Genomic DNA, 20,210 nt, shown 5'->3' with positions numbered 1-20,210 from the left:
CGTCGAAGCGCCACCCCTTCCGCAAATGGGCTGAAGTTATTCGATCAAACTCGAATTGCATCACAAGGTGCGGTCGCGATCGGCGCAGATTCTCACCCTACCTTAATCTCAGTTCTTGTAATTTTGACTGAGATTTAGCTGCATCTATGCCGGGGTCACGCTTCGGGCGCCGATCCACCGTCATGCATGGGGCTGGATTTGCAGGGCCTGCTTCAGACCTGCATCAGGCGGATGTTGTTGGTGGTGCCGCTGACGTGGAACGGGATGCCTGCGGTGACGACGATGATGTCGTTCGCCTTGGCGAAACCCTCGTCCTGAGCGTGGTGACACGCCTTCGTCGTCATCTCCTCGTAGGAGTCCACATCGCCCGTGTGCACGCTGTGGGCGCCCCACAGCAGGCATAGACGCCGCGAGGTCGCGAGGCTCGGGGTCAGCGCCAGGATCGGCGGTTCGGGGCGCTTGCGCGCCACACGCGCCGCGGTGGTGCCGCTCGCCGTATAAGCCACGATCGCCTTGGCGTGCACGGCCTCGGCGAGCGTCGCGGTCGCGGTGGCCACCGCGTGCGGCGGCGTCTCCTCCTCGCCGGGATCGGTGGCCGCCATGATCGAGTGGTAGAGCTTGTGCCCCTCCACGCTGCGGATGATCCGGTCCATCATCGACACGGCCTCGACCGGGTAGCTCCCCGTGGCCGACTCCGCCGAGAGCATCACGGCGTCCGCCCCGTCGTAGATCGCGGTCGCCACGTCCGAAGCTTCCGCTCGCGTCGGCGCAGGGGCATTGACCATCGAGTCCAGCATCTGCGTGGCCACGATCACCGGCTTCACCGCAAGCCGACAGGCGCGGATCAACTCCTTCTGACGGCCCGGCACGTCCTCGTGGGGGATCTCGACGCCGAGATCACCGCGGGCGACCATGACGGCGTCGGAGAGCCGGATGATGTCGTCGATCCGCTTCAGCGCCTGCGGCTTCTCGATCTTCGACATTATCCCGGCCCGATCGCCGATCAGGCCGCGCGCCTCAATTACATCCGAGGGCTTCTGCACGAAGGATAGGGCGACCCAGTCAATGCCGAGGTCCAGCCCGAAGGCGAGGTCCGCGCGATCCTTGGCCGTCAGCGGCGAGAGATCGAGCAGGGTGCCGGGCAGGTTGACGCCCTTGCGGTTCGAGATCACCCCGCCCGTGACGACCTCAGCGGTGATGGTGGCAGTCTCCAGCCCGACGACGCGCACGCGCACCCGCCCGTCGTCGATGAGAAGCTCCTGGCCCGGCACGAGGGCGGCGAAGATCTCCGGGTGGTGGAGCGGGATCGCCTGCTTGTCGCCATCCGCTCCCTTCAGCACGAAGCGGACGCTCTCGCCCACCGTCAGGTCGAGGCGACCGTCCTTGACCGTACCCACGCGGATCTTCGGTCCTTGTAGATCCTGAAGAATGCCAATTGGCCGACCGACTTCCTTCTCCAGGGCGCGGATCGCGGCGTGGACCTTGGCATGGTCATCCTGGGTGCCGTGGCTGAAGTTCAGCCGGAAGGTATCGACACCTGCCAGGAATAGGGACTTCAGCCGGTCAGGAGCGGAACTGGCCGGACCCACAGTAGCGACGATCTTGGCGTGGCGGTGACGGCGCATGGGCAGTTCGGCCAAGAACGGCCGCCTCTGTTCCGGGGGGCGTATCAGGCGATCAGGAGCGAGCGAAAGTAGTTGACGCTGAGCCCGGAGACCTCACCCACTGAGCGGCATCGATGGCTTTCGCCATCGATGCCGCAGATTTTCCGGCTCGACCGACAACCATACGATCATCCGACATCTCCGGGAGATGTCGGATGAGGCAAACGGAGGGATCGGCCGCCGCCACGGCGGCTGCAAACAGCCGCCGGAGAAAATCGCCGGGTTCGGTGACGATCCGGTTCTACTCGTTGTCGCCCTTCACGGCGGCGATCACCGCGTCCGTGACCTGACGGGTGGTGGCCGTGCCGCCGAGATCGGGTGTGTGCAGGCTCGGATCAGCAGTGACGCGTTCAACCGCGCGCATCAGCCGTTCGGCCGCGGGCTTCTCGCCGAGGTGTTCCAGCATCTGGCATGCGGTCCAGAAGGTCGCGATCGGGTTGGCGATGCCCTTGCCGGTGATGTCGAAGGCCGAGCCGTGGATCGGCTCGAACATCGACGGGAACGTGCGCTCGGGATTGATGTTGGCGGTGGGCGCGATGCCAAGCGATCCCGCCAGAGCCGCCGCGAGATCCGACAGGATGTCGGCGTGCAGGTTCGTCGCCACGATCGTATCGAGAGTCTGGGGCTTCATCGTCATGCGCATTGTCATCGCATCGACCAACATCTTGTCCCAGGTCACGTCCGGGAAGTCGGCAGCAACCTCGGCGGCTATCTCATCCCACATCACCATGGCGTGGCGCTGCGCGTTCGACTTGGTCACGACCGTGAGTAGCTTGCGCGGGCGAGACTGGGCGAGCTTGAACGCGTAGCGGATGATGCGATCGACGCCCGAGCGGGTCATCATAGACACGTCGGTGGCGACCTCGTTCGGGTGACCCTGGTGAACGCGTCCGCCGACGCCCGCGTACTCGCCCTCGGAGTTCTCACGGACGATCACCCAGTCGAGTTCCGGCCCGGTGACGTGGCGCAGGGGGCTGGTAATGCCCGGCAGGATGCGGGTCGGTCGGACGTTGGCGTACTGGTCGAACGGTTGGCAGATGGCCAACCGCAGACCCCACAGGGTGATGTGGTCGGGTACGTCCGGCGCGCCGACTGCGCCGAAGAAGATCGCGTCGTGGTTACGGATCTGCTCGCGTCCATCCGCAGGCATCATAACACCGTGCTTCTTGTAGTAGTCCGAGCCCCAGTCGAAGTGATCGAACTTGAACTTGAACGTTCCGTTCTTCTCGGCCAGGGCATCGAGTACCTCGATGCCTGCCGCGATCACCTCAATGCCGATGCCGTCCGCGGGAATGGCGGCGATGTTGTAGGTCTGTGTCATGACGGGTCTCCGTGAGTTTGAGAGGGTCTAGGAACGGGGAAGGTTCAGCGGGCGACGGCGCCCGTGGGTTCGGCACGCCGCCCCGCGCGAGCAACTAGGAGGGTGACGACGGCGGAGAGGACGAGCAGCCCGGCGACGAAGATCAGGCCGCCCGTGAAGCTGCCGGTCCGATCCTTGATCCATCCGATCGCCCAGGGGCCGACGAAGCCGCCGAGGTTGCCGATTGAGTTGATCGTGGCGATGCCCACCGCCGCGGCCGAACCAGACAGGAACATCGTCGGCATGGCCCAGAGCGGTGGCTTGGCCGAACTGATGCCGATGTTGACGAGGGTGAGGGCCGCGACGACCGCAATGGTCGAGGATGCTCCCCCGGCCAGCATCAGACCCGCTGCCGCGACGAGGCAAGCGATGACCACGTGCCACGTGCGCTCGCGTGTCTTGTCGGAGTGCCGCGCCCACAGGATCATGGCGATAATCGCGATGGTTGGCGGAACGCCGTTGAGGAAGCCGACCGCCATCGTGGACAAGCCGAAGCTCTTGATGATCTGCGGCGCCCAGATGCCGAGCGTGTACAGACCGGCCGAGGTGCCGAAGTAGATCAGCGCGAGCGCCAGGACGCGGGGGTCGCACATACCCGCTACGATCCCGTGCTTGGCGACCACCTTCTTGCGCGCATGTTCCTCGTTCATCTCGGAGACCAGCCACGTGCGCTGATCGTCCGGGAGCCACTTCGCCTTCTCGGGCCGGTCGGTCATGTAGAAAAGCACGATCACGCCGAGGATGACGGCCGGAACGGCCTCGATGATGAACATCCACTGCCAACCGTGCAGACCGAGGATGCCCTCCATCTCTAGTAGCGCGCTCGACAGCGGCGAGCCGAGCACAACTGAGATCGGTGCTGCGGCCATGAATAGGGAAACGACGCCCGCCCTGTAGCGGATCGGGAACCAGTAGCTCAAGTAAAGGATGATTCCGGGGAAGAAGCCCGCCTCCGCCGCGCCGAGCAGGAACCGGAGGGTGTAGAAGCTGTACTCGCCCTGCACGAAGGCAAACGCAAACGAGATGATCCCCCAAGTGATCATCACGCGGGCAATCCAGAGCCGCGCACCGACCTTGTCGAGGACCATGTTCGAGGGAACCTCGAACAGGAAATAACCGAAGAAAAATATCCCTGCTCCAAAGCCGAATACGGCTGACGTGAAGCCGAGATCCTTGTTCATCGTCAGTGCGGCGAACCCGATGTTCACTCGATCGATGAAGGCGATGAAGTAGAGCAGGCAGATGAAGGGGACCAAGCGCCATGAGACCCGGCGCATGGTCGCCTTTTCAAGCGACGCGTCCATCGTTTCCTCCTGCCGCCGGGTTGCTCCGTTGATCCTGGAGCGCCATCTTCCATGCAAGCTAGAATACGGTTAGGAGCGTCAGGTATCTGTGTCAATCCCTGTTCCTCAGCAGGCATGGAAGATGATAGGCATGCTGCGACGGGGGAGGCGAAGAATGGCGCGAGCGCGAGCCGAAGTACGGCCAGACACGGAAGAGACCGAGAAAAAGACCTCGCTCGTCGATGACGCCTATGCTGCCATGCGTGCTGCGATACGCGATGCCAGCTTCGCGCCGGGCTACCAAGCGTCAGAGCAGGAAATCGCGTTGCGATTGGGCATGAGCCGCACCCCCGTGCACGAGGCCGCGATCCGCCTGCAAGAGGACGGTCTGGTGCGTGTGCTGCCGCGCAAGGGCATTCTGATCCTGGCGCTCGCGCCAGATGATGTGCGCGAGATCTACGACGTACTCATCGGCATCGAAGGACGTGCGGCAGAACTTGTTGCTGCGCTGCCGGTGGTCGAGCGGCTTGCCGCCGTGCGTGTCCTCGATGTCCACACGGACGCCATGGAGGGCGCGCACAAGAGTGGGGACTTGCCAGCGTGGGGCGAGGCGGACGGAGCGTTTCACGCGGCGCTGATCGAGCACGCGCGCAACGGCCGGATAAGCCGGATCATCCAGGCGGTGAACGACCAGTCCCACCGCGCCCGGATGCTAACGCTCAACCTCCGCAGGGGGCTTGATGCCTCGATCATTGAGCACCGCAAGCTGGTTGTGGCCATTCGCGCAGGCAAACCCGTCGAAGCGCTGGAGGCCGCACGCCTGCACCGTATCCGCGCACGGGACGAGCTACTGCCGATCCTGAAGAATTACGGACTGAAGCACCTTTGAGGACGATACCGGCGAACCGGAAAGCGTGACGATTCTCGGTCAGTGGGGAGAAATCCCGGAGACTTCGCCGAGAGCCTGCCGGGATAATCTCGGTCTCAGTGCCGAAGGGGATGGATCAACTCTACAGGACTCGCATCGCGGGTGCGTCTTCGCGCAGGACATACCCGCGGCCCCAGACGGTCTCGATGTAGTTCTTGCCCTGGCTGGCGTTGGCGAGCTTCTCCCGCAGCTTGTAGAAGAACACGTCCATGATCATCAACTCGGTCTCGTTCATGCGACCGTGAAAACTACGCGGCCAAAAGCGATCGCGAACAAGAGCGTTGCGCTCACCATCCTTGTGCTGCCAGCCAGTCGTCGAACGCCTTCTGGTCGGTCTCGTACTCGAAGTCGAAGTACACCCGGTCGAGGCGGGCATGACGCACGCGTTCGACAATGAGCCGACGCCATTTGCCCCTGGCCTCGGCTTCACACCACTGCGCGGCGTAGTGGTGGCGATCGTTCTGTGACCGGGAATTTAGGTCCAGTACCATCGCTGTAGAGGCGGCGGTGGCGAAGTTGTTACGCGCGATCATCGCCTTGAAGTGAGGATCAGAACGTAAGCGGGCGATCATGCGCCGGATGCTCTCGATATTTCGAATAGCCATCACGAGCACCGCGCATCGATCGAACGACGTGACAGTAGATCGACGACGGGAAGATCGCGGAGGATTTCAGCATCATATGCCTGCACGCGGTCGCGAAGTTCTCCGGTGAGAAGTGTACCGGCCTCGGCCAGCCGCATGCGGATACGCTGGATTGTCCGAGGCGAAACCCTCGCCGTCGCCCCATCACGCCGGGTATAGTCATGAAGATATCCGGGACCGCGATCGCACCAGGATCGCGAGAATTGCTCGTGTGACGAAACCAAACTTACTGACTTCATATCATCGAATAGACGTAAAAGTTGAAAACCGTACATGGAAATTTCCTTGGGTGAGATCTCGGAGATATCCCTCCATGTACTTATACATGAGCGCCGATCACGACGATCAAGTATACGTCCAATACGATGGACCGGAGCGTTTTAGACCAACAAATGACGGCACAGGTACATCGTAAAAGCTGGTAACGGCTACGCCCGATCCGGAGACGAGCCGAACGACCGCGCCGTGAGAGGTTCAAGCGGCATCATCCGTTAGGCCGGACAGCGGGAACGCATCAGGCAGTTCCTCAATCTTCTTGAACTCCAAGATCTCGCTCACGCTTAGCGATCTTGGCAACGGTAGCCCGGCTGCATCCGGTCGCGGCTTGAATTTCCGACCAAGACATCTTCTTCATCAGCATCGTAGCGATGCTGGAGTTGCGCTTCGCGTCTTCGGCGCGGCCCTTGTAGCGGCCCTCAGCCTTCGCCTTAGCTTGTCCTTGAGCTTGACGCCGTCTCCGGTCCTCGAAGTCCTTGCGGGAGATCGCCGCCAACATATCGAGAAGCATGGCGTTGATGGCGGCGAACATGCGGGTGGTGAACTCGTCCGTATTCTGGGAGATCATCGACCAGGATGTCGGAAGGTCGAGCGCTACCACCCGCACGTGTCGGTTCGAAATCTCGACCTTCAAGGTCTCCCAATCGTCGGTGGTGAGACGCGACAGCCGGTCCACCTGCTCGATCAGCAACACATCGCCAGGATGCGCATCCCGCAACAGGCGGAAGATTTCGGGCCGGGCGAGCTTCGCGCCCGACTCGTTCTCGACATACCATGCGGCAATGCGCAGGCCACGTTCGTGGGCGAAACCTTCGAGAGCACCGCGGGCACGCTCGGCATCCTGGTGGACGGCTGACGCGCGCATGTAGGCCCGGACGTGCATCTACCATCCATCAGTTCACTTAGGATGGTTCAATAATGACCGGTTCAATTTGAATGGTCAAGTTGATGATTTCTAGCCGTCGCCCGGCTGGTTCAGGAGCGGCATACGAAATTGCACCTGCACACCGTGCATGAAGTTGCGGGAGCGGCCAGGATGCCGTTACGCCGCCGATCCAACTTAACCATTCGCTAACCAGGTTCCGAGATATTTCAACCGAAGGTTGAGGGACATGGGCGAATGGTTGTGGTTGTTGGATGCTGCGCCTGCCTCGTCGCGACCGCGCTTGTGGCGATGGTGATTTTCGCTGAGACCGGTGTTCCGCACCTCGAATGGGACAATGCGGGGCAGGCCACCGATATCTGAGTGGCGGGAGGCCGGGGCGCATCCCACAAGCAATCATTTCTGGCTGTGGGATCGGGCAGTTGCCGAACCGTATGACCGGAAGTAATTTCGGCGGTGTCGCGAAAAACGACCGCCCGGCCTAGGGCTGTCGAATGCATGTCATCCGCGCGCCTCGCGCGGGTCGGCCAGCGTCTCCAAAGCAACCGCCCGACGACCTCGGGCAACCGTGGTGATCGGCACGCAGAGGTGCTGATCGCATACGGTCGCAGGAGCGCACCCATGCGACAGTCGATCATAATCCTCGGCGCGGGCCTCGGCGGCCTCGTGCTGGCCCGCGTCCTTCATCTCCACGGGATCACGGCGGCGATCTACGAAGCCGAACCATCGGTCGATGCGAGAGCCCAGGGCGGCCTGCTCGACATCCACGAGCACACCGGACAGATCGCCTTGAGGGCTGCGGGTCTCCACGACGATTTCCTCCGCCTTGTGCGCCCTGGCGAAAACGCCAAGCGCGTCGTCGATCACGGCGGCGATATCCTGTTCGACCTGCCCGGCGACCTCGTGGGTCATCGGCCCGAAGTCGATCGCGGTGACCTGCGGCGGATGCTGATCACCTCGCTCCCCGCGGAGACGATCCGCTGGGGCCACATGGCGATCACGGTCACCGCGTGCGGGAATGGGCGGCATGCGGTCGCCTTCACGAACGGCGCGACGATCACAGCCGACCTGCTCGTGGGCGCGGACGGGGCGTGGTCGAAGGTTCGTCCCCTGCTCTCGTGGGAGAGGCCCGCCTACGCGGGTGTCTCGTTCGTCGAGACGACCGTCCGCGACGGCGACACGCGCCTCAAGGCCAGCGCGGACGCGATTGGCGGTGGCACGCTCATGGCCGTGGCACCGGGCCAGGGCATCCTAGCTCACAGGCATGCAGATGGACGGCTGCGCACCTACACAGCACTGAACAGGCCGGAGTCTTGGTTCGATGTCATCGACTTCTGTAACGTGGAGGCTGCCCTGGCCCACGTTGCGGCGGAGTTCGTGGGGTGGGCGCAGCACCTGACGGCCCTCATTACGACCCACGACGCCAATCCCATCCTTCGTCCCATCCACGCGCTTCCAGTCGGCCACCGCTGGGACCGTGTGCCCGGCCTGACTCTGCTGGGTGACGCGGCGCACCTGATGTCGCCGTTCGCGGGCGAGGGGGCGAACCTTGCCCTCTACGACGGTGCGGAACTCGCCAAGGCGATCGTTGAAGCACCCGACGACATCGAAACGGCGCTCGCCGCATACGAGTACGACCTGTTCCCCCGCAGCGCCCGGATCGCCGATGCGTCTGCGCAGAACCTCATGCAGTTCTTCGGCGCTGGCGCACCTCACAGCGTGGTCGCGATGCTCGCGCCCATGCTTCCGTGAGTGTCCACTACGAGTCGGATGCAGTGGTAGAGAATGGTCTGGTGAAGTGTGAGATCCATCAGCGCCTCCCCATGAACTTCCAGCCGACGAAGAACACGACCGCGAACGCGATCATCCGCATCGAGATCCAGGCGAGCGGGCGACAGCAGGCGTAGGCGATCACGACCATCGAGATCAGCGTCATCAACGACGAAGCCTCTCGATCCTGTCGAAGGCCGCCGACGCAGTGGCGAACCGAGCCGACATCCTGATCTTGTCCTGCTCCGCCGCACGATCGGGATGCAGATGCGCCAGCAGTGCGCGCCGGGCGGCGACTACCACGACATCTTCCGCCGTCACCGTCAGCCCGACGACCGAGTACACCGCTTCTCGTTCCTCGATATCCTCAGCCTCGGCGATCCTGGTCTGAAGCGTGGAGATCCAGGCGCGGGCGGTCTCAAGCTGGTGCTGGAGCGCTTCGATCCGGAGGACCGCCTCGTGGTAGTCGGCTTGGAGGCGTTCGTACTTGTGCGCGATATCTGGATGTTGGTCTCCTTCGTGAAGAAGAGCATCTACCAGCCGCAGAACGCACCGTGCCTTGATGGCATACTCCTCCAGGAGGGGACGGAGTGCTTCGAGACGATCATTTTCGAGATCGGCGTTCCAGTCGGTCCAGTCCATTATCGGACGCCCATATCAAGCCGCCTCGTCAAGAAACTGCTCCAGGTCCTGTGCGACCTCCAGCATTTCGACACCCCAGCCCGCGTCATTGTCTGGCTCGACGAGGGTGTGCTCGTTGAGCAGCCGCGCTGCCGCAACGACCGGCTCGTGTTCTCCCGGAGCGTGCGCCAGTAGGGCTATCCCGCAGGCGGAGAGCTTCCTCCGGACGATCTGAGCCCGTTCGGGGTGTACGCGCCGGTTACCAGCCGCGTAGATCTTCTCCAGCAAGAAGCCTTGGTCGGTGTGGCGGAGTTCGGCGATCAGGCCGGGAGTACCACGCCGTCCGGGCTTGAACTCCACGTAGGCAGCGGAGCCGAGGAAGACCTCGTTGATCCTCGTGGCCAAGCAATTTCTGTAGCGCCGTCCTGCGTCAGCAAGCGCTGCGGCACTGTCGAGGGCGATCAGCGTCGGGTCGTCATGGAGATCAAGTTCAACTGGGGGGATGTCGAAGCGCGCGGCCCAGTACCGGATCAGATCACCGCGATGACCGCCCGGCTTAAGCCGACACAGGCTTGCCCGAATGGCATCGTCGGTGGCACCGGAACATCTCGCCCTGATGTACGAGAGCGCATCCTGAATCTCTGTAACTTGACGAACTTCGTAGAGGCACCCGACCAGTGCCGGGTGAAGGAGAACAGGGTCAAGGGCATCGACGACCTGGATCTGTGCACCAACAAGGTTACCGGCGATCTGGCCTAAGACCTTTACACGCTGCCGGTCGGCCGGATCCTTCGAGAGGTACATGCGAGCACAGTCGTAGTAGACACGAGGCTCTCCGACCGGATCAGGCCCAAATCGCCGAAGGGTTCCGAGCAGACCAACCGGTGGACCGGCAAGTATCGTCCTGACCAGATCACGAGGTCGGCGGACAGAGAGGATCGTTTGACCGACGACCGTCGCGGAAGTCGCGGCTCCAAATTTCGGCGTGATCGCCGAGGAGCGCAGGTGGCTGGCGATCTCATCGATGCCGAGGATCTCGACGAGCGCCAAGACGAGAAACATCGCCTGCCGCCGCTGTGCTCCGAAGCAGAAGCTCGCTGCCAGCAAACTTGGCGTATCTCGATCGAGACCGACTACACGATCGAGTGCCCAGCCGGTGTAGGGTCTGGCCGGCGGCCTTCTATCCCGAGTCGTCAGATCAGCTTCTTGGGATAGCAGCATTGCCTTTGGATAACATGATATCGGACTAAAATCGAGAACATACCCCTTGGTGAGACGCTGCGGTCTATTGCGTAGATCTCTTGTTGCGGCTGTCAGGCAACGTACTTGCTCTGAACGAGGTTCAGATTTCATTCGCTTCAGTGGGAACATCGACCGTTAGGATAAAGGCGTTCGGCGGCATGCAGAACACTCTGCCGAAGATCGACCGCGGGGCGATCTTCTCGGATCTTCTACGACGGCAGGTTCTACGTCGTGAAGCACGCTTGCCGCTGTTAGATGTTCGCGCTGAGTACCATCGGGCCGTCGAGCAAGCGCTCTGGCGGCGCCACGTCGAACTAAATCACGAACGCGTCCGGGCAGCCGTTTTGGCGCAGCTTCGTGCCAAGCATGGCGAACGATTCGGCGGAAGTTGGGGAGGGCGTATGGCGGTCTCGCTTCTGGCGCAGCAGGCGTTGCAGAACAGCTTCAGAAACCGGTGATGGGACAACTGTGAGCGGGAAACTGCGCCGCGGGTCAGCCGCTCAAGTCTTCGGCTGTCGCCGCCTGCTAACGCTGGAAAAAGCGTTCGACCATCTCGTCGTGCAGAGGAAAGGCGGTGCGCACCGGCTCGTGGATTATGACCACCTCCAGCACTTCGCCATCGTGGGCGAACGAGCCTTCATGTTCGACGGGCGGCGCTTGCCCAAACAGGAGATTCTGCCGTCGATCTGGTGTCGTTACGACTGTAAGCAGCCTCAGGCGATCGGCCTCGATGCGCACGCCGGTTTCCTCGAAGACCTCACGCGCGCCTGCCTCCTGCCATGTCTCTCCGCGCATCTGATAGCCGCCGGGCAACGCGAGTTCGCCATGCCCGTCTGCAACACCGCGGCGGATCATCAGTAGGCCGCCTCGGATCGGCACGAGGACAACGACGACAGTCGGTGTGTTGTCATAGTTGCCCATGATCAGGCGCCCTGCCGAACGGGAGACGTTCTACGCGGCGATAGGTTCAGCAATAGACGAGGTCACAGGGTCGCAAGCTCTCTCGACGCTGTTTCCGCCGAACATGCGCCGGAACAGTTCCGCAGGTGTCCTCGAAAGGCCGTCCCCATCTGCAATCCGCACATCGGCCTTGCCTGAGGCGCTCAGGCTCATGCCCTGAGAGATCGCATTCAGGAGTGAGGCGTGGTGGAAGATAGTCTCGCTCGACTGTGTGCGGGCGATGACAGTGAAGTTCACGGGCGATAATCCTGATGCGGGTTCGCTACGCGACCGTTGGCACGCTTCACGAACCCTGATTGCAAGAACGATTAAGGGCTGAGCCCTGTCGTGAGACGACGGCCGACCGGCATGCGTCTTCGCCCGCAATATCGACTTGTGGTTGACGGAATCTTGTCTGTGGTGGGGCGCGGTGACAGAAGCTGGCCGATGATGAAAATCGAGCCTCTGCCCGCGTGGTCGCTTCTCACGCGGTCCGGTGTTGCGGGACTGCTCGCGCGGCCTGACGGCGGCCCACCTCCTGCAATTCGGTTGGGGCCGAATCTCGACGCGATCAGCGCTGCCGAGATGCCGTTGCTGGCGACGCTGCGCTTGATGATCGCCCACGCGCAGGCGAACAGCGGGCTGACGCTGACTGCCAAACGTGCCCTATCGCGCGCCGACACACGCGCCTTGTTCGATAATCTCGTCTGGCCAGACTACGACAAGACTGAAGTGCTGGCCGTCAACAAGGTCCTCAACGAGGCCGACGTGATGCCGATCGAGACCACCCGCCTGATCGCACAGGCGGCCAAAATCTTCCGCCGCCGTGAGCGCAAACTGCTCGCCACCAAGGTCGGGCAGGATCTCGCGTTGGAGGACCGGAGCGTCGAACTCTTCCGGCGGTTGTTCGCGCTGGTGTTCTGGCGGCTCGACCTCGGCTCGCTGGACCGCGTGCCGATCAATGGCTGGCCGCAGGATCACGTTGGCCTCGTGCTCTGGTGTCTGTCGGCGGCGGCACGTGAATGGAGCAGCGTCGGGGATCTGCTGCCGGTCTGCACCGTGCTTGATGCGGCAGCGGAAGAGACGGCACCCGACTTCCTCGCCTTCGCTTTCGAGGGCCGGATTCTGCGGCCGTTGACATGGTTCGGCCTGCTGGAGACGCGCAGGGTCGGTGAGCCGGGATCCTTCGCGTGGAGCTATGTGCGCGAGTACCGCACGGCCCCGCTGTTCGATCGGGCGCTCGCGTTCGAGGCGGAGGTCTCTCAACCTACCGGGTCGAGGCACTGAGCGGTGGCGCTCATGGTGCGGGCGCTTCATTGCAAAGATGGCCGCCCAACAAGGCGCATCGAAGGGCCGGGCGAGGTCGCTTGATCCAACCCGGCCTTACATCCCTCACTCAGCCAGTTCGCGCATCACCTTGATCAGATCCGATTTCCCCTCAAAACCGATGCCTGGAAGCTCCGGCATGACGATGTGCCCGTTCTCGACCTTCACACCGTCCGGGAACCCGCCGTAGGGCTGGAACAGGTCTGGGTAACTCTCGTTGCCGCCGAGCCCCAGCCCGGCGGCGATGTTGAGTGACATCTGGTGCCCACCGTGCGGGATACAGCGCGAGGGCGACCAGCCGAACTGCGCAAGAACTTCCAAGGTGCGCAGATACTCGACCAAGCCGTAGGACAAGGCGCAGTCGAACTGGAGGTAGTCCCGGTCCGGCCGCATGCCGCCGTAGCGCAGAAGGTTGCGTGCGTCTTGGTGCGAGAACAGGTTCTCGCCGGTCGCCATCGGTCCGGGATAGAACTCGGAGATGGCGGCCTGGAGCGCATAATCGAGCGGGTCTCCGATCTCCTCGTACCAGAACAGCGGATACTGCCGCAGCATCTTCGCGTAGGCGATGCCGGTCTCCAGGTCGAAGCGGCCGTTTACGTCCACCGCAAGCTGCGCTTGCGAGCCGATCTCCTTGAGAACTTCTTCGATCCGGTGCTGATCCTCCTCAATCGGCGCACCGCCAATCTTCATTTTGACCACGCTGTAGCCGCGGTCGAGATACCCGCGCATCTCCTTGCGCAGGGCGCTGTAGTCCTTGCCGGGGTAGTAGTACCCACCCGCCGCGTAGACGAAGACGCGCGGATTCGCCTCGACGCCCTTCTGCTCGGCGAGCATCCGGAACAGCGGCTTGCCCGCGATCTTGGCCGTGGCATCCCAGATCGCCATGTCGAGGGTGCCGACAGCCACCGAGCGCTCCCCATGACCGCCGGGCTTCTCGTTGGTCATCATCGCCGCCCAGAGCTTGTGGGGGCAGAGGTTGTCGCCCGCCTCATTCAGAACGCCCTTGGGGTCGGCCTCCAAGAGGCGGCCCTTGAACCGCTCACGGATCAGGCCGCCCTGACCATAGCGGCCGTTGGAGTTGAAGCCGTAGCCCACGACCCGGCGGCCATCACGCTCCACATCGGTGACCACCGCAACGAGGCTGGCGGTCATCTTCGTGAAGTCGATGTAGGCGTTGCGGATGGGCGACGAGATCGGCTTGGTGATTTCGCAAACGTCAACGATGCGCATGGTCGTTCTCCTGTGTTGAGTGGGTTGGAGAGGGTAGGGGGTGGTTCGCCCGTAACGGTGCCGATGGTCGGCGTTAGTGCGCGCCTACGGCGCCCCTAGAAGCGGGCACAGCGCGCTCGGCTTCCGTCTTGAGGATGATGTCTCCGGCGGCGACGGCTGCCCGGTTGCGGTAAGCGTTCTCGGCCTTGGTGAGATCGAAGGCGCCCTCCCACTTCGCCACGGCGATCGTCGCCACGGCGTTGCCGATTAGGTTGGTGACCGCACGCGCCTCATTCATGAAGCGATCGACGCCAAGCAGAAGGACGAGACCGGCGACAGGGACGGTGTGGATGCTCGATAGCGTCGCCGCGAGTGTCACGAAGCCCGCACCAGCCACACCCGCCGACCCCTTCGAGGTCAGGAGCAGCACCCCGAGGACCACGAGTTGGTCGCCGATGCCGAGGGGGGTGTTAGTCGCCTGGGCGACGAAGATCGCCGCCATGGTCAGATAGATGCAAGTGCCGTCCGCGTTAAAGGTGTAACCAGTGGGCAGCACCAGCCCGACGACGGACTTCTCGCAGCCTAGGCGCTCCAGCTTGGCCATCATCCGGGGCATGACGGCCTCGGTCGAGCAAGTCCCGAAGGTTATCAGTATCTCGTCCTTGAAGTAGCCAAGTACCTTGACGAGCGAAAAGCCGGTCCAGCGACAGACGGAGCCGATCACCACGGCGATGAACATGGCCGAGGTGACGTACACAGCCAACATCAGGTAGGCGAGCGACCATACCGTGCTGAGACCGTATTTGCTGATGGTGAAGGCGACGCCCGCACCAGCACCGATCGGGGCAAGACGCATGACCATCGCGACGATACGGAACAGTCCGTCGAGGACGCTGTCGATGACGGCGACCGCCGCCTTGCCGCGCTCACCGGCCTGGATGAAAGCAAGGCCGAACAGCACCGAGAGTAGGATGATCTGGAGCATGGCGCCCTTCGCGAAGGCGTCCACCATCGTGGTCGGGATGATGTCCATCAGAAAGCCGACGAGGCCGGGCTGAGCCTCGGCCGCCTTGGCGTACCCCGCTATCGAACTACCGTTCAGATGCGAGGCGTCGATGTTCATGCCGACGCCGGGCTGCATTACGTTGACGACGATGAGGCCGATCACGAGAGCCAACGTCGAGACGACCTCGAAGTAGATCAGTGCTCGCACGCCGATCCGGCCAACCTCCTTGAGATTGCCCATCTTGGCGATGCCAACGACGATCGTGCCGAAAATGACCGGCGCAAGCAGCATCTTGATCAGCTTGATGAAGCCGTCCGCGAGCGGTTGCAGGGTGACACCGACATCGGGGAGGAAGAAACCGATCAGACCGCCCAGAATAATTGCGATGAAGACCTGAATGTAAAGGCGGCTGAGCCATTCTTTCATCGCAATAATCCTCCCGATATTCACGCGCTGGACCACAGAGCGGTCGGCTCCTCGTTCGGGAGCTTGGAGGCGGCATACGGCTGGACACCGCGAGTCGGCCAATGCCATGTTCGGATCACGCTATGCGCGGACGGCATTGGCATGGACCTCGACTGGCTCAAGGACTTCCTGGTCCTGGCCGAGCAGAAGAATTTCTCGCGCGCGGCGGAGGCCCGGAACGTTACGCAACCGGCTTTCAGCCGCCGAATTCGGGCGCTGGAGGACTGGGTCGGTACGCCTTTATTCCTGCGCGGGGGCCAAGGCGCGGCACTCACACCGGCAGGTTCCTATTTCCAGCCCCTCGCGGCGGACCTCGCGCGCGACCTGGAGCAGGCGCGACGTGGGGCGCGCGCAGCGGGCGATCAGGAGACGACAGATCTGTCGATCGCAGCCACCCACGCGATCTCGTTCACGTTCTTTCCCGGCTGGATACGCCGTCACATGTCGTTCGAAGCGCTCGGCGGGCTGAGCTTAAGCTCCGACAGCCTGCAAGCCTGCGAACAAATCATGCTCAGCGGCGAGGCGCACTTTCTGCTGTGCCACTACCACGCTGACGCGCCGATGCGCTTAGATCCCGATCGCTACCCGAGTCTCCAAGTGGGCCGGGATGTGCTGATCCCCCTCTGCGCGCCCGGCGCGGATGGATCTCCCCTGTGGCCGATGCCGGGACGGGACACCAAGCCGATCCGCCACCTCGCCTACAGTCAAGCGTCGGGCCTCGGGCGCATCCTGGCGGCCCACCCAGCCGGGAGACGCCAGACCGCCGACATGGAGACGGTGATCACCTCACATCTGGCCGCGACTCTGATGACGATGGCCCGACAGGGACAAGGCGTCGCGTGGTTGCCGCGCACGCTGGCGGAGGATGAATTGTCGCGGGGGCGCTTGATCCGTGCCGGATCGGACGACTTCGACATCGCGATCGAGATCCGCTTGTTCCGGTCGCGTGAGAGGCGCAATCGGGCCGCTGACGATCTCTGGAGCAATCTGCTCGCGAACCAGATTTGAGCGTACGTTACGACTGGCCGTGGTTCTTAGAGGCGACGGCCAGCTTCAAGAAAACCGCACGCCCCGCACCACGCGTGTCGGCCGCCACCTCCGGCCCCATGCCCCGATCGCGTCGTGGAGTGGCGTTTTTTCAGCGGTGGCTCCGAAAACGTAGAGGGCGAATTTCGATCGCCGCTCGAACAGCTACGCTTAGCCAAGCGGTATTCCAGGCTGCGCGAATCCGCTGGCCGATTGCAGGTGTCAAGTTTCGCAAGCGAGTCGGGGCTAAAACGCCCCCCCCCCGGTGCCCCGCGTCGGCACGATCACTTTGTCACACCTTTGGCACACCGGACGCCAAAAGGTCCTGAGGGGCTAACCACCCCTCAGCCAAGTCATTGATTTATATTGGAAAATTGGCGCGCCAGTCTGAATAAAAGTGCGAACACCTATGTCATTGAGGTGGCGAGATAATTTTTAAGGCCCGGCGGCAACCCGGCACGTCACTGTCAGAGTGAGATCTCACCAACCCGAAACGCTTCCCCCGAAACCGGACGTTCCGCAATGCGCCCACACCGGACATTCCCCGGCCATAGGACGTCGCTTGAAAGCGGAAGTCTCTCATGGCTTCCTGCTGCATCAAGCAGATTTCGAAAGAACGGCCGCCCTGTCAGGGCCGGCCGGTCCTTCTGTACCTTCCGTCATTCAGGCTGTCGCGGGCCCCTAGCAATCTCCACTTCAGGCCTTGAGGAATTCCGTGATGGCCTCGGCGATTTCGTTGGTATGCGTTTCCAGGGCGAAATGCCCCGTATCGAGGAACCGGATCTGGGCATCCGGGATATCGCGCCGGTACGCCTCCGCACCGGCCGGCAGGAAGAACGGGTCATTCCGCCCCCAGATCGCCAGAAGCCGCGGGCGGTGCGTGCGGAAATAGGCCTGGAAGTCGGGGTAGAGCGCCACGTTGCTGGCATAGTTGCCGAACAGGTCGAGCTGGATCTCGTCGACCTCCGGCCGCTGGATGTACCACGCGTCGAGGGCGCTCCCGTCGGGCGAGACCAGCGAGGTGTCCGGAACGCCGTGCTCGTATTGCCAGCGGATCGAGGCCGGGGTCAGCAATTCGCGCAGCGCCTGCCGGTTGGCGTCGCTTTGGTCCCGCCAGTAACGCTGAATCGGGTTCCAGCCCTCGCTCAGCCCTTCCTCATAGGCGTTGCCGTTCTGCGAGACGATGGCGGTCACTCGCTCGGGATGCGCCATGGCGATCCGGAAGCCGGTGGGCGCGCCGTAGTCGAAGACGTAGAGCGCGTAGGTCTTCAATCCGATGACCTCCGTGAAGCGGCCGATGACCTTCGCCAGCGCGTCGAAGGTGTAGGTGAAGGCGGCGCGCGGCTTGATCTCGGACAGCCCGAATCCCGGCAGGTCGGGGGCGACGAGGTGGAAGCGGTCCGCGAGCAGTGGGATCAGGTCGCGGAACATGTGGCCGGACGAGGGGAAGCCGTGCAGCAGCAGGAGCGTCGGCTTCGCAGGGTCGCCGGCCTCCCGGTAGAAGACCTTGAGGCCGTCGATGTCGACGGTGCGGTAGGTGGTCTGGGTCATCGTTCGCCCTCCGGTGCCGGCGATGCAGCCCGTGCTGCACGCAGTCGGTGAGGCATGGATACCGACTTGCACTCTGCGGGATAATCTGACCTATCCGAGAGTTACCGCTGCTGAAAACGAGAGGGTGCGATGGACCGGTTGGAGGCCATGAGCCTGCTGGTCGCTGCCGTGGAGGCCGGGAGCCTGTCGGCCGCCGGACGCCGGCTCGGCACCCCCCTGCCGAGCGTCAGCCGCAAGATCGCGGACCTGGAAGCCCATCTCGGCGCGAGGCTCCTCGTCCGCACCACCCGGAAGCTGACTCCGACCGACGCGGGGGCCGCTTACATCGAGGCGTGCCGACGCTTGCTCGGCGAGGTCGAGGAGACCGAGCGTGCGGTCAAGGGCGAGTACACCGAGCCCCGCGGCGCGTTGACGATGACGGCCCCGCTGGTTTTCGGGCGACTGCACGTCCTGCCGGTGGTCTCGGCGTTCCTGTCCCGGTTCCCGGACATCACCGTGCGCCTGATCCTCACCGACCGGGCCTTGGACCTCGTGGAGGATCACGTGGACCTAGCGGTCCGCATCTCGCACCTGCCGGACAGCGACTTGGTGACGGCGCGGCTTGGCACGGTCACCCGCGTGGTCTGCGGCAGTCCGGACTTCCTCGCCGCCCACGGGACGCCCCACACGCTATCCGACCTCGGCGAGATCCCGTGTGTGACCTTCAGCGACCTGGCCGCCGGCCCGGCCTGGCACTTCGCCACGTCCGACCGGAAGGCCGTCCAAGTGGTCCGGGTGCGGTCGCGTCTGCAGGTCAACACGGCCGAGGCGGCGCTCGACGCGGCGGCGGCCGGCGTGGGCCTCACGCAGGTGCTGTCGTACCAAGCGGCACCCCTGGTCGCCGCCGGGCGGCAGGTCCTCGTGCTGCGGTCGTTCGAGCTCGCCCCCGTCCCGGTCAGCGTTGTCCATGTCGGCCATGGCCGCCTCCCGCTCAAGCTGCGGGCATTCCTCGACTTCGCGACGCCGCGCATGCGCGCGTCGCTGGGTGCCGTTATCCCACCCCCATGAAGGCCGATGCGCGCGCCGGCTTGGGACGAGCGTCCGCCGGGTAAGAAAAGGCCGGGCCACATCCCTCTCGAATTAAGTAAGGCTGAGTTTCGCAAACTCCGTGTTCTAGCGAGTGCCGAGAGAGTTCATCGTGATCACACTGTCCGGTCCCGAGCCTGAACGCCGCGGCACGGTCGGAGGGCTCGCGGCGAAGGCCGGTGCATCCGCCTCGACGTGCGCGACATTCGCGGTCGCGAGGCGAGCAATCCGGACGTTCCCCGGCCCGCACATATGCAAGTGGAGCGATGAGACAGGACACGGCATTCCAAGACGGGCGTTCCAGGGCGACGCGGCGGAGTCTTCTCGCCGGCAGCGTCATGGCGGCAGGCTTAGGCCCGGTCGGCGCCGTCGCGGCGGAAACGCGGCCCGCCGAGGTCGCAGAGGTCCGCCACGGCACGGTCCGGGCCGACGGCGTGGACGTCTTCTATCGCGAGGCCGGCCGGCCCGACGCCCCGGTGTTCCTGCTGCTGCACGGCTTCGCGAATTCGTCCTTCTACTTCCGCCATCTCATGCCGAGGCTCGCGGACCGGTTTCGCCTGATCGCGCCGGATCTCCCGTCCTTCGGTTTCACGGTGGTCCCGGACGACCGCGGCTACGTCTACGACTTCGCGTCGCTATCGCGAACGATCGAGGCCTTCGTCGACGTCCTCGGCCTCCGGCGCTACCGCCTCTACACTTTCGACTACGGGGCTCCGGTGGGTTGGAACCTGGCGCTCGCGCATCCCGACCGCATCGCCGGCATCGTGTCCCAGAACGGCAACGCCTATCTAGAGGGGCTCGGCGAGGCGACCTGGGCGCCCCTCAGCTCGACTTTGGCCATTTCGACCGGCCGTGGAACGCGCTGGGTGACGAAGCGGGCTTGATGGATAGGCTGGTGGTGTCCCTCGCCAGAGACGCCCCATGCCGCACCTGCCCGCCCGCTTCGCCGGGA

At 63.6% G+C, this 20,210-nt stretch carries 21 protein-coding genes and 1 pseudogene; 7 read left to right on the top strand and 15 right to left on the bottom strand.

All coding sequences use genetic code 11. The annotated features are described in order from the left end of the window. Positions 1 to 212 precede the first annotated feature (212 nt). From pyk to FV242_RS15995, 4 genes are read right to left on the bottom strand one after another with little or no spacing between them, the layout of a single operon-like run. Positions 213 to 1,625: a pyruvate kinase gene (pyk, locus tag FV242_RS16010; protein WP_147939595.1), complete on the bottom strand. Its 1,413-nt coding sequence runs from the start codon at positions 1,623 to 1,625 to the stop codon at positions 213 to 215. Positions 1,626 to 1,677: 52 nt separating this feature from the next. Then, positions 1,678 to 1,866: a hypothetical protein gene (locus FV242_RS36335; RefSeq protein WP_368732196.1), complete on the bottom strand. Its 189-nt coding sequence runs from the start codon at positions 1,864 to 1,866 to the stop codon at positions 1,678 to 1,680. A 39-nt stretch (positions 1,867 to 1,905) separates the two neighbouring features. After that, positions 1,906 to 2,985 (bottom strand): tartrate dehydrogenase, encoded by a 1,080-nt coding sequence (locus FV242_RS16000; protein ID WP_147939594.1) that lies wholly within the window; start codon positions 2,983 to 2,985, stop codon positions 1,906 to 1,908. Positions 2,986 to 3,029: 44 nt separating this feature from the next. After that, a complete protein-coding gene (locus tag FV242_RS15995) occupies positions 3,030 to 4,328 on the bottom strand; it encodes an MFS transporter (protein WP_147939593.1) in 1,299 nt (432 codons plus the stop codon). 154 nt (positions 4,329 to 4,482) lie between these two features. Here FV242_RS15995 and FV242_RS15990 point away from each other — a divergent pair, with 154 nt between their 5' ends. Then, positions 4,483 to 5,196, top strand: coding sequence for a GntR family transcriptional regulator (locus FV242_RS15990; RefSeq protein WP_147939592.1), 714 nt, complete (start codon positions 4,483 to 4,485; stop codon positions 5,194 to 5,196). Between the two features lie 121 nt (positions 5,197 to 5,317). Here the strand turns inward: FV242_RS15990 and FV242_RS15985 are convergent. From FV242_RS15985 to FV242_RS15980, 3 genes and pseudogenes are all read right to left on the bottom strand, one after another. Continuing rightward, positions 5,318 to 5,479 (bottom strand): annotated as a pseudogene (locus tag FV242_RS15985) (helix-turn-helix domain-containing protein); the annotation flags it as partial. 43 nt (positions 5,480 to 5,522) lie between these two features. Further along, the gene (locus FV242_RS34585; protein ID WP_187278445.1) at positions 5,523 to 5,840 is read right to left on the bottom strand and encodes a hypothetical protein; all 318 of its coding nucleotides are present in this window, start codon (positions 5,838 to 5,840) and stop codon (positions 5,523 to 5,525) included. Positions 5,841 to 6,405: 565 nt separating this feature from the next. Further along, a complete protein-coding gene (locus FV242_RS15980) occupies positions 6,406 to 7,038 on the bottom strand; it encodes a recombinase family protein (RefSeq protein WP_147939591.1) in 633 nt (210 codons plus the stop codon). A 498-nt stretch (positions 7,039 to 7,536) separates the two neighbouring features. On the opposite strand from FV242_RS15980, the gene FV242_RS15975 reads away from it, so the two are divergent. Then, positions 7,537 to 8,790 (top strand): NAD(P)/FAD-dependent oxidoreductase, encoded by a 1,254-nt coding sequence (locus FV242_RS15975; protein WP_306440308.1) that lies wholly within the window; start codon positions 7,537 to 7,539, stop codon positions 8,788 to 8,790. 58 nt (positions 8,791 to 8,848) lie between these two features. Here the strand turns inward: FV242_RS15975 and FV242_RS36085 are convergent, their stop codons facing one another. From FV242_RS36085 to FV242_RS15965, 3 genes are read right to left on the bottom strand one after another with little or no spacing between them, the layout of a single operon-like run. After that, positions 8,849 to 8,974 (bottom strand): hypothetical protein, encoded by a 126-nt coding sequence (locus FV242_RS36085; RefSeq protein WP_281407072.1) that lies wholly within the window; start codon positions 8,972 to 8,974, stop codon positions 8,849 to 8,851. Then, positions 8,974 to 9,450, bottom strand: a complete 477-nt coding sequence (locus FV242_RS15970; protein ID WP_147939590.1) for a molecular chaperone DnaJ — start codon at positions 9,448 to 9,450, stop codon at positions 8,974 to 8,976. Before FV242_RS15970 ends, FV242_RS36085 begins: the two co-directional genes overlap by 1 nt. Positions 9,451 to 9,465: 15 nt before the next feature. Continuing rightward, positions 9,466 to 10,491: a hypothetical protein gene (locus FV242_RS15965; RefSeq protein WP_246692727.1), complete on the bottom strand. Its 1,026-nt coding sequence runs from the start codon at positions 10,489 to 10,491 to the stop codon at positions 9,466 to 9,468. Positions 10,492 to 10,829: 338 nt separating this feature from the next. On the opposite strand from FV242_RS15965, the gene FV242_RS15960 reads away from it, so the two are divergent. Then, complete coding sequence (locus tag FV242_RS15960) at positions 10,830 to 11,129, top strand: hypothetical protein (RefSeq protein ID WP_147939588.1); 300 nt, start codon at positions 10,830 to 10,832, stop codon at positions 11,127 to 11,129. A 67-nt stretch (positions 11,130 to 11,196) separates the two neighbouring features. Here FV242_RS15960 and FV242_RS15955 read toward each other — a convergent pair whose 3' ends face one another. Together FV242_RS15955 and FV242_RS15950 are read right to left on the bottom strand one after the other, a co-directional pair. Continuing rightward, positions 11,197 to 11,592, bottom strand: coding sequence for an NUDIX domain-containing protein (locus FV242_RS15955; RefSeq protein ID WP_147939587.1), 396 nt, complete (start codon positions 11,590 to 11,592; stop codon positions 11,197 to 11,199). A gap of 30 nt (positions 11,593 to 11,622) precedes the next feature. Continuing rightward, positions 11,623 to 11,868 (bottom strand): hypothetical protein, encoded by a 246-nt coding sequence (locus FV242_RS15950; protein WP_246692726.1) that lies wholly within the window; start codon positions 11,866 to 11,868, stop codon positions 11,623 to 11,625. Positions 11,869 to 12,057: 189 nt separating this feature from the next. Between FV242_RS15950 and FV242_RS15945 the strand changes: the two genes are divergently transcribed. Next, complete coding sequence (locus FV242_RS15945) at positions 12,058 to 12,897, top strand: hypothetical protein (RefSeq protein WP_147939586.1); 840 nt, start codon at positions 12,058 to 12,060, stop codon at positions 12,895 to 12,897. A gap of 105 nt (positions 12,898 to 13,002) precedes the next feature. Here FV242_RS15945 and FV242_RS15940 read toward each other — a convergent pair whose 3' ends face one another. Next, positions 13,003 to 14,166, bottom strand: coding sequence for a mandelate racemase/muconate lactonizing enzyme family protein (locus FV242_RS15940; RefSeq protein WP_147939585.1), 1,164 nt, complete (start codon positions 14,164 to 14,166; stop codon positions 13,003 to 13,005). A 73-nt stretch (positions 14,167 to 14,239) separates the two neighbouring features. Next, the gene (dctA, locus tag FV242_RS15935) at positions 14,240 to 15,577 is read right to left on the bottom strand and encodes a C4-dicarboxylate transporter DctA (protein ID WP_147939584.1); all 1,338 of its coding nucleotides are present in this window, start codon (positions 15,575 to 15,577) and stop codon (positions 14,240 to 14,242) included. A 141-nt stretch (positions 15,578 to 15,718) separates the two neighbouring features. On the opposite strand from dctA, the gene FV242_RS15930 reads away from it, so the two are divergent. Continuing rightward, positions 15,719 to 16,624 carry a LysR family transcriptional regulator gene (locus tag FV242_RS15930; protein WP_147939583.1) on the top strand — a complete coding sequence of 302 codons (906 nt, stop codon included), beginning with the start codon at positions 15,719 to 15,721 and terminating at the stop codon, positions 16,622 to 16,624. Between the two features lie 714 nt (positions 16,625 to 17,338). On the opposite strand, the gene FV242_RS15925 is transcribed toward FV242_RS15930, so the two are convergent. Beyond that, on the bottom strand, positions 17,339 to 18,193 hold the full coding sequence (locus tag FV242_RS15925; RefSeq protein ID WP_147939582.1) for an alpha/beta fold hydrolase: 855 nt from the start codon (positions 18,191 to 18,193) through the stop codon (positions 17,339 to 17,341). A 129-nt stretch (positions 18,194 to 18,322) separates the two neighbouring features. Between FV242_RS15925 and FV242_RS15920 the strand changes: the two genes are divergently transcribed. Continuing rightward, the gene (locus FV242_RS15920; RefSeq protein WP_147939581.1) at positions 18,323 to 19,240 is read left to right on the top strand and encodes a LysR family transcriptional regulator; all 918 of its coding nucleotides are present in this window, start codon (positions 18,323 to 18,325) and stop codon (positions 19,238 to 19,240) included. Positions 19,241 to 19,596: 356 nt separating this feature from the next. Further along, on the top strand, positions 19,597 to 20,142 hold the full coding sequence (locus FV242_RS15915) for an alpha/beta fold hydrolase (protein WP_246692725.1): 546 nt from the start codon (positions 19,597 to 19,599) through the stop codon (positions 20,140 to 20,142). Positions 20,143 to 20,210 lie beyond the last annotated feature (68 nt).

Source organism: Methylobacterium sp. WL64, from assembly GCF_008039945.1.
Lineage (GTDB): Bacteria > Pseudomonadota > Alphaproteobacteria > Rhizobiales > Beijerinckiaceae > Methylobacterium.
The sequence above is the reverse complement of the archived record's forward strand: the minus strand, read 5'-3'. Positions and strand labels throughout refer to the sequence as shown.